Raw genomic sequence first — 1,609 nt, 5'->3', positions numbered from 1 at the left:
GGCCCCACTTTCATGCCCTGCCGACCAGAAGATCACCCGACCGAGTCGGCAGACTCGAACTCACGATCACCAAGATCGATAGAGCAACGGCTAGTGAGCGCCCACCAGTGATGCGGTCGACAAGCTTGTCGAGGATCTCCTGCTTCTTCATCAGCTCGATGACCTGAGGGCTTACTGCTGCAGACAGTACGGCCGCGCCCTGCCCCTGGGTGGCTGTCGGCTTGGGTGCACGATACGTCGGGCCGCCCGGCTTGGTGAAAGCGGAACCTCCCTGGGCGCCCATGGCCGGAACCGCAGCCGAGAACGACGCGAGGACGACAGTAGCCAAAACCAAATGGCTACGGCTGAACATCTTCCTTTTGGCCATGCAGAAATCCCCCCACTATACAATGCCGCCATGGGCTCACCCCCGGCGAGTACACACTCAATCTTAACGAGCAGGCGCCGCCCTGCGCAGCGGAATTAAAGCCACACTCTGCGCCACTACGGGTAAATTTGGGGCATTTCGCAGCCAGAATTTTACGACCTCATGACGAGTCCGCCGGGCCCTTTTGTGAAGACGCTACCCAGATGAGCCAGCGCGGCCCTTTGCCGCTTGACTTGACCGCTGCCCGGCCGCGAGCATGGCAACGACCCCGGGAGGGCCCGTGAAGCAAGGATCTGCCCGCCGCCCAGTGCGGCTCGGACGGCACAAGCGCCTGGCCATGATCACAGCAGCCAGCATATCCGGCGCTGGCCTCGCGGTAACGGCGTGGGCATCACAGTCCTCAGACTCAGACGTATACGAAAGCGCCATCCAGGGCCAGCTACTGGTGAGCGCCGACGGCCAAACCATCACATTCACAGCGGGCTGGAGCTGTGAACGGAAGCCCGAACTGGCGGTTCGAGAGAGTTCGCAATCCGTCAAAGTCTCATTGCGGCACAAGAAGCTTTCAGGCCTCTGCGACCCTGGAGGGTACGCGCGAATTACCGCGCATCTGCACTCTCCACTCGGCACTAAATCTCTCGTAGATGCCACTACAGGCGGTGCCATCGTCCATTTCGACGGCCGAAACCTTGCCCAGCCGACCTACCTCCCGGACCACTACCAACCGTTCAGCGCCGACGAGGTTGCCCAGCTTCCCAGTTTGCCGCCGTTCCCTGCCGACGTCCCGAACTGGGCAACTGGCTATCGCTACGCGTCCGATACCCATCCCGGCTCCTCGCTGCTCATTCGCCAAGCGAGGGGGACCTTTGTGGAGTCGACCGGCCAAGGACCCACTATGGTCAACGGCCATCCGGCGGTCTTGAGCAACGCTGACCCCAAGCTCGGTCCCCGGACGCTGACGTGGGCCGATGGCACATTCACCTACAGCATTTCAACGGGCACTCCGTCGTTGCTCTCCGACCAGGATCTGATCCGAATCGCGGAAGGGCTCAAGTAGCGGCTTCTGAAGGGGACGAGGCCGCCTGGAAGCGCCGCCGCAAGCCTGACGAGGCCGGTACCGCAGCACACAACCTCGTCAGACCCAGGTTCAGCTTGGCGTTTATCCTCGTCGGCCTTGATGTTCCTTGATCGAGTCTGCTCGTTTGGCCGTCTTGCCGACGTTGTGGTGTGGGGCCCGTTGCT

The 1,609-nt window shown here is 62.0% G+C and carries 2 protein-coding genes; one reads left to right on the top strand and one right to left on the bottom strand.

From position 1 onward, the window contains the following. Positions 1-10: 10 nt before the first annotated feature. The gene (locus ABZ497_RS36740) at positions 11-367 is read right to left on the bottom strand and encodes a hypothetical protein (protein ID WP_359812491.1); all 357 of its coding nucleotides are present in this window, start codon (positions 365-367) and stop codon (positions 11-13) included. Between the two features lie 337 nt (positions 368-704). Here ABZ497_RS36740 and ABZ497_RS36735 point away from each other — a divergent pair, with 337 nt between their 5' ends. After that, positions 705-1,424, top strand: coding sequence for a hypothetical protein (locus ABZ497_RS36735; protein ID WP_359812489.1), 720 nt, complete (start codon positions 705-707; stop codon positions 1,422-1,424). Positions 1,425-1,609: the final 185 nt, after the last annotated feature.

This window comes from Kitasatospora sp. NPDC005751, from assembly GCF_040630835.1.
Lineage (GTDB): Bacteria > Actinomycetota > Actinomycetes > Streptomycetales > Streptomycetaceae > Kitasatospora.
Note: the sequence above shows the minus strand (reverse complement) of the source record. Positions and strands in the feature narration are given on the sequence as shown.

Excerpts from the sequence above, each read along its gene's own strand:
- ABZ497_RS36740 (WP_359812491.1), bottom strand. The coding sequence starts at position 367 with ATGGCCAAAAGGAAGATGTTCAGCCGTAGCCATTTGGTTTTGGCTACT.
- ABZ497_RS36735 (WP_359812489.1), top strand. The coding sequence starts at position 705 with ATGATCACAGCAGCCAGCATATCCGGCGCTGGCCTCGCGGTAACGGCG.